At 72.8% G+C, this 7159-nt stretch carries 6 protein-coding genes; 3 read left to right on the forward strand and 3 right to left on the reverse strand.

The annotated features are described in order from the left end of the window. The 3 genes from L615_RS15780 to L615_RS15790 all read right to left on the reverse strand — a co-directional run. Positions 1–2829 (reverse strand): ribonuclease E/G (locus L615_RS15780; protein ID WP_145725696.1); only part of this gene is annotated, 2829 nt, incomplete at its 3' end. 298 nt (positions 2830–3127) lie between these two features. Further along, positions 3128–3793, reverse strand: a complete 666-nt coding sequence (locus L615_RS15785) for a TIGR03936 family radical SAM-associated protein (protein ID WP_261376729.1) — start codon at positions 3791–3793, stop codon at positions 3128–3130. 16 nt (positions 3794–3809) lie between these two features. Next, a complete protein-coding gene (locus L615_RS15790; RefSeq protein ID WP_145725690.1) occupies positions 3810–5000 on the reverse strand; it encodes a winged helix DNA-binding domain-containing protein in 1191 nt (396 codons plus the stop codon). Positions 5001–5031: 31 nt separating this feature from the next. On the opposite strand from L615_RS15790, the gene L615_RS15795 reads away from it, so the two are divergent. From L615_RS15795 to L615_RS23440, 3 genes are read left to right on the forward strand one after another with little or no spacing between them, the layout of a single operon-like run. Continuing rightward, positions 5032–5211: a hypothetical protein gene (locus tag L615_RS15795; RefSeq protein ID WP_145725691.1), complete on the forward strand. Its 180-nt coding sequence runs from the start codon at positions 5032–5034 to the stop codon at positions 5209–5211. Continuing rightward, positions 5187–5717 carry a DUF4190 domain-containing protein gene (locus L615_RS15800; protein WP_145725692.1) on the forward strand — a complete coding sequence of 177 codons (531 nt, stop codon included), beginning with the start codon at positions 5187–5189 and terminating at the stop codon, positions 5715–5717. The genes L615_RS15795 and L615_RS15800 overlap by 25 nt, the downstream gene beginning before the upstream one ends. Positions 5718–5724: 7 nt before the next feature. After that, complete coding sequence (locus L615_RS23440; RefSeq protein WP_186449893.1) at positions 5725–6417, forward strand: DUF4190 domain-containing protein; 693 nt, start codon at positions 5725–5727, stop codon at positions 6415–6417. Positions 6418–7159 lie beyond the last annotated feature (742 nt).

Here is a 7159-nt window from a genome sequence, read left to right on the forward strand (position 1 = left end):
GCCGGCGGCCTCGGTGGCCGCGGCGTCGACCTCGGCCGGCTTGACCTCGTCGGCCGGCTTCACCTCGTCGGGGTTCTCGTCGGCGTTCTCGTCGGACTCGTCGTGGTGCTTGGCCATCGCAGCGACGTCCTTGGGCGAGGGCACCGGCTTGGGTGCCTCGGCCGCGCCGTTGTCGCCGCCGCCCTGGCCGCGACCCTTGCGGCGCCGGCCCTTGCGCTCCTCGCCGTCGCCGCCGCCCTGGTTGCCCCGCTTGGGCTCCACCGGCAGGTCGTGGACGACCAGCCCGCGGCCCTGGCAGTGCGTGCAGGTCTCGCTGAACGCCTCCAGGAGACCGGTGCCGATCCGCTTGCGGGTCATCTGGACCAGGCCGAGCGAGGTGACCTCGGCGACCTGGTGGCGGGTCCGGTCACGGCCCAGGCACTCGACGAGGCGGCGCAGCACCAGGTCGCGGTTGGACTCGAGGACCATGTCGATGAAGTCGACGACGATGATGCCGCCGATGTCGCGCAGCCGGAGCTGGCGCACGATCTCCTCGGCCGCCTCGAGGTTGTTCTTGGTGACGGTCTCCTCGAGGTTGCCGCCGGAGCCGGTGAACTTGCCGGTGTTGACGTCGACGACGGTCATCGCCTCGGTGCGGTCGATGATCAGCGAGCCACCGGAGGGCAGCCAGACCTTGCGGTCGAGGCCCTTGGCGATCTGCTCGTCGATCCGGTACGCCGCGAAGACGTCGGGCTTGTCGTCGCCGGTCTCGTAGTGCTCGAGCCGGTCGGCCAGGTCGGGGGCGACGTGGTCGACGTACTCCTTGACCGTGGTCCACGCCTCGTCGCCCTGGACGACGAGCCTGGCGAAGTCCTCGGTGAACAGGTCGCGGACGACCTTGAGGGTCAGGTCCGGCTCGCCGTAGAGCAGCTGCGGGGCGTTGCCCTTGGCGACACGGGACTCGATGTCCTCCCAGCGGGCCTTGAGCCGCTCGACGTCGCGGGTCAGCTCCTCCTCGGAGGCACCCTCGGCGGCGGTGCGGACGATCACGCCGGCGGTGTCGGGGACGATCTCCTTGAGCAGGGTCTTGAGCCGCGAGCGCTCGGTGTCGGGCAGCTTGCGGGAGATCCCCGACGTGGTGCCGTCGGGGACGTAGACGAGGAAGCGGCCGGCCAGGCTGATCTGGCTGGTCAGGCGCGCACCCTTGTGGCCGATCGGGTCCTTGGTGACCTGGACCAGCACGGTCTGGCCCGACTGCAGGACCGACTCGATCTTGCGGGGCTGGCCGTCCTTGTGGCCCAGCGCGGACCAGTTGACCTCGCCGGCGTACAGCACGGCGTTCCGGCCCTTGCCGATGTCGATGAACGCGGCCTCCATCGAGGGCAGCACGTTCTGCACCCGGCCGAGGTAGACGTTGCCGATCAGCGAGGTCTGCGACTCGCGGGCGACGTAGTGCTCGACGAGCACCTTGTCCTCGAGCACGGCGATCTGGGTGAGGTCCTTGCGCTGGCGGACCGCCATGACCCGCTCGACCGACTCGCGGCGGGCCAGGAACTCGGCCTCGCTCACGATCGGCGCGCGGCGGCGGCCGGCCTCGCGGCCCTCGCGGCGGCGCTGCTTCTTGGCCTCGAGGCGGGTGGAGCCGGACACCGCGGTGATCTCGTCCTCGGGCGAGCGCGGCTTGCGTACCCGGGTGACGGTGTTCTCCGGGTCGTCCCCGGAGTCGTCTCCCCCTCCGTCGCCCGACCGGCGGCGGCGACGGCGCCGGCGCGACGAGCCGCTGCCCTGGTTGCCGCCCGACGCCTCGGAGGAGTCGGAGTCGTCGCCATGGGACTTGTCGTCCTCGCCCTCGGCCTTGTCGTCGCCGGACCGGGCCGCGTCGCCGGCCTTGCCGGCCTCGCCGGCGGTCTCGCCGGACTCGGCGGTGGGGGCGTCCTCGCCGTCCTCGCCCTGCTGGCCGGAGCCGGCGGGCTTGCGCCGGCGGCGACCGCCACGGCGACGGCGCCGGCGCGCCGGACCGGTGCTGCCCTCGGCGTCGTCGGCGTCCTCGGAGTCGTCCGAGTCGTCGGAGTCGTCGGAGTCGTCGGAGTCGGAGGAGTCGTCGCCCTCGGTCGTGTCGTCCTCGGCGGCGGCGTCGGTGCTCTCGTCGGTGGCCTCGTCCGCGGTCGCAGTGGCCTCGTCGACCGTGGCCTCGGCGGTGGGCTCGGCGGCCTCGTCGGTCGGCTGCTCCGCGACAGCGTCCTCGGTCCGCGCCTCGACGGGCTCCTCCGCCTTGTCGTCCGCGGGCTTCTCCGCGGGCTTCTCGGCCGGCTTCTGGGTCGTCTTCCGCGCGGTCGAGCGCTTGCGGGTGGTGACCTTCGGCGCCTGGAAGACCACGGCGGTCGCGGACCCGTCGGCCGCGGCCTCGGTCGTCGCCTCGGTCGTCGGCTCGGTGGTCGGCTCGGCGGTCGGCTGCTCCTCGGGGGTGAGGACGAGCTGCTCGGGGTCAGCGGCCTTGGTGCGCGAGCGGGTGGTGGTCTTCGCGGCGGTGGTCTTCTTCGCCGTCGTCTTCTTCGCCGTGGTCTTCTTCGCGGCAGCCTTCTTCGCCGGCTTCGCGGGAGCCTCGGCGTCGGTGGCCTCGCCCTCGGCGGCGGCGTCGGCAGCGGGCTTGGCCGCTGCCTTCTTCGCGGTGGTCTTCCGCGCGGTGGTCTTCTTCGCCGCCGTCTTCTTCGCGGCGGCCTTCTTCGCCGGCTTCGTGGCGGGAACCTCGGCCGTGGCCTCCGCCGGGGTGTCGGCCGGGGTGTCGGCGGGGGTCTCCGCCGGGGTGGCCTCGGGGGCGTCGTTCTGGTCGTCGGTGGGCGCGTGCGTCATTGCGCTACTCCTCCACCCGACCGCTCCGCGGCCGGGGTGTCATCGACATCCGCGCGGCGCGCGGTGCCGTAAGCCTTCGTGGGACGACACCCTCCGCGGAGCGTCACTGGAGCCCGGGCCCCTCGCCTGCCGCGGTCGCCGTGTGCGTCGCGTCTGGCGGGGTGTCCGACCTCCACCGTGCCCCCGGTCAGTCTCCTGCCGGCGGGCGAGAACGTCGTCGATCCCTCGCTCGCGGTCCGGTGGGACGCTGCCAGGGAATCTGTGGCGAGTATCGCACACGCCGGTCAGGCGACCGGCATCACCGCCGCGCCAACGGGTCGCCGACCGTCCCGGCCACCCGGTCGAGCACGCCCTGGGCGAGGCGGGTGAGCAGCGCCGTGCCGGGCATGTCCAGGCCCCCGGTCTCGCGGAGCCCGGTGAGCACGTCGTCGGGCCGCACCGCGGGGACGGTGTGCTCGAGCAGCAGGTCGAGGGCCCCCTCCGGGGTGACCTCGAGGCGGACGACGGCGGCGCGGCAGTCGAAGCTGCGCAGACCCTTCTTGGTCATCCGCTCGACGGTGACCGAGTCGGTGGCGAGGAAGGTCGCGACCACCTTCTCGACGTCCTCGACCGACGTGTCGCCGAGGTCGACGAGCCCGAGCTCGACGTACTCCGCCTCGCTGGCGNAGGTCGCGACCACCTTCTCGACGTCCTCGACCGAGGGCTCGCGGACCTCGGCGAGCCCGAGCTCGACGTACTCCGCCTCGCTGGCGGCGCCGGTCGGCGACGCGCCGGCGTAGGAGATGCGCGGGTGCGGGTGGAAGCCCGACGAGTACGCCATCGGGATGCCGGCGCGGACGACCGCGCGCTCGATCGCGCGGCTGACGTCGCGGTGGCTGGTGAACCGCATGCGACCGCGCTTGGCGTACCGGATCCGCAGCTTCTGGACCGGGGGTGCCTGCTGCTCGGGTTGCTGACGACTCACGGGCCCTGATCGTAGGTCAGGGCAGGCGGGCGCCCCGCATCTGCGGCGAGGCGTAGACGTTGGTGATGCGCACGCCGTCGAGCCAGGCGGTGAGCCGCTCGGCCTCGGCATCGAGCGCCCGGCGGCCGGTCCGGCCGACGTCCTCGCGGAGCTCGACGTGGACCCGGGCTGCGTCGTCCTGGAGCCAGCAGCCGACGATCCGGCCGTCCCACCACGCGGTGTTGCCCGCGTTGCCGTTGCTGTCGAAGAGGTACGGCGTGTGGCCGGCGTCGAGGTAGAACGACCGCGCCTTCCAGCCCATCACCGTCGGGTCCAGGGTCGGCAGCAGCGCGGCCCACGGGCCGACCCCGGCCTCCTCGTCCGTCACCGGCGCGGTGTCGTCGGGCAGCACCCAGCCGGTCGCGCCGTCCTCGAGCGCGACGGGGACGGCGTCGACGTCGGCGAGGGCGCGCCGCACCGCGGTCTTCGTCGCGCCGAGCCACCAGACGACGTCGTCCTCGGTCCCGGGGCCGAAGGTGCGCAGCCAGCCGCGCACCAGCTCGGCGTAGCCGGTCGCCTCGTCCGTGGGCTCCGGGTCGGCGCCGAGCCACGCCGCGGCCGTCGTCCAGGCCGGCTTGTTGAGCCGCCAGTGCCCGGCGTTGCGGGCGCGCACCACCCGCCCCTCTGCACCGAGCAGGGTCATCACCTCCGGCGCCACCGGGACCTCGGCCGCCCACCTGGTGCCCGGCGTGCCGCGCTGCACGGTGCGGGCGAGTGCGGGCACGGCCTCGCGGACCTCGGCGGTGGTGCGCGCCGTGCCGTCGGCCAGCACGGCCAAGACCTCGTCCGCCACCTCCGCCAGCCAGCCCTCGGGGTCGCCGGCACCGCCGGCGGAGAGGCCCTTGAGCACGAGCGTGCGCTGCTGGCGGGCGACGCGAGCCGCCGCACTCCCCCACGCCGCCGGCAGCAGCTCACGGGGGAAGGCGAAGAGGGTGCGGCGCAACGCGACCTGCTTGACCACGCTGCGCTCGTCGTACAGCGCCCCGTCGACGTCGTCGACGGTGACGCCGTCCACGCGCGCCCCGAGCGACAGGTGCACCGTCGCCGCCTCGGTCGCGTGCAGCGCCGTCATCGCCCGGGCCGCCTGCCCGATCGTGTCGAACCGGCGGACGAGGCCGTGCCGGACCGCCAGCCGACGGCGCCGGTCGAAGTCGGTGAACTGCAGCACGACACCCATCCTTCCCCATTAGGGTTGCCGGGTGAGCGATCCCTACGGCCAGCCCCAGCAGCCCTACGGCCAGCCCTCGAACCCCTACGGCCAGCCGCAGCAGTACGGCGGCACCGGTGGCACTGGCGGCTACGGCCCGCCGCACGGCTACGGCGGTGGCGCGGGGAGCCGCCGAAGACCGACGGCGTGTCGATCGCCGCACTGGTGCTGAGCTTCCTGTGCTGCTTCGCCCCGCTCGGCTTCGTGCTCGGCTTCGTCGGCCTGCGCCGCACGAAGGGCGGCCAGCGCAAGGGCCGCGGCCTCGCGATCGCCGCGATCGTCATCGGCCTCATCATGACGATCGTCGTGGGCGCGATCGCTGCCGCGATCTTCATCTTCGCCGACAGCCTGGTGACGCCGGGCAACGCGAAGGTCGGCCAGTGCGTCAACGTCAGCGAGGAGGACGGCTCGGTCATCCTCTACAAGAAGGAGTGCTCGGAGGACCACGACGCCGAGATCGTCGGCGTCGCCGAGGTGACCGACGAGAACCTCGAGCAGATCGAGGACCAGATGGCCGGCTACTGCGCCACCGTCATCGACCCCGACGACTTCGCGAAGCTCGCGGAGCACCTCACCGACATCAACGCGATCATCGAGGACCCGAACGACGTGGAGGTCGGCGACCACCTGCTCTGCTACGTCGAGCCGGGCGACAAGCTCAGCGAGCCGATCCTCTGACGCAGGCATGAGCTGGCAGCAGCCTCCTCCCGGGGACTCCTACGGCAGCGGCGGCGGGTACCCGTCGTACGAGCCCGTCGCCCCTGGCCCCGCCGGCGACGAGCCGGGTGCCTACGGCGCCGGGGCGCCGCGTGTCGACGGGGTCTCGATCGCAGCCTTCGTCTGCGCGCTCACCTGCTGCGCGGCGCCGATCGGCCTCGGCCTCGGCATCGCCGGCCTGGTGCGCACGAAGAACGGTCGCCGCGGCGGCCGCTGGGCCGCCATCACCGGCACCGTCCTCGGCGCCCTGGTCACCCTCGCCGGGGCCGCGCTCCTGGCGTTCTCGATCGTCCTGGCCGCCCAGACCCTCTGGGAGGAGGACGCCCGCGTCGGCCAGTGCCTCGACGTCAACTTCATCGACGAGGAGGTGAAGGCCAGCTGTGCCGATCCGCACGACGGTGAGGTGATCTGGGTCGGCGAGTTCGACCGCGACCTCGTCGACCGCTACACCGCCGTCGAGGACGACCACGAGTTCTGCGCCAGCCTCCCCGACCTCGACCCGCAGTACGTCGACGCCCTCGAGTCCGGCCGCTACGAGGCCGAGATCTCCATCAGCGACTTCGACGTCGACGACCCCGCCACCGGCTCCCTCTTCTTCTGCTACCTCGAGCGCGCCAACGGGGCGCAGGTCGAGGGACGGATCGGGCAGCTCGGGGCCTGATGTCCGCGGGCTGCGGTTGCGTGGCCGGTACGGCTGCGGAGGCAGCGACGAGGGAGTGCGGCGGGTGGTTGGGTCCGCCTGTCGGCTTGCGGTTGCGTAGGTGGAAATGTCGTTGGTCCCGGCGGGCTGCGGTTGCGTAACCGGCACAGGTCCGAAAGGCAGCGACGAGAAGGCTGGGGAGGTGGTCGGGTCCGCCTGTCGGCTTGCGGTTGCGTAGACGGAGCGTCGCTGGCCCCAGCGACCTGCGGCTGCGTAGCGGGCACAGGTCCGAGAGGCAGCGACCAGGAAGGGCGGCGGGTGGCTGGGTCCGGTGGCCGGCTTGCGGTTGCGTTGGTGCCTGATCTCCGACGGCCCGCGGCCGCGCAGCCGGCACAGCTCCGAAAAGCAGCGAAGACGAGGCTCGGCAGGGTGGTCGGGTCCGGCGGTCGGCTTGCGGTGCCGTAGGCAGCGCCGGCTCCCGGTGGTTGAGGTGCGACGAGCGCCAGCGAGGAGCCTCGAAACCACCGGGCCTTCAAGCCGGACTGTGGACAGAGAATCCGGAGAATCCCCAGTCCACAGGGCTCTCCTGACGCATGTGTGGGTCAACAGGGCCGCCCTGGGAGCGCGGGACGGTAGCCACCGAGGCTGAGCATTGCGATAGCGATGAGGGCGTCTGGCGAGGCAAATCCGAAGGCCATGTAAGAGTCCCCAGGAGTGGTGGGCTTTGAGGAACCACGGCGAGGCTGCCTGACGTAGACGGCCA

The sequence above is a fragment of the Nocardioides sp. J9 genome (genome assembly GCF_007829375.1).
Classification (GTDB): domain Bacteria; phylum Actinomycetota; class Actinomycetes; order Propionibacteriales; family Nocardioidaceae; genus Nocardioides.

Coding starts and splice junctions, on each gene's coding strand:
- L615_RS23440 (WP_186449893.1), top strand. CDS start 5,725: ATGAGCTGGCAGCAGCCTCCTCCCGGGGACTCCTACGGCAGCGGCGGC.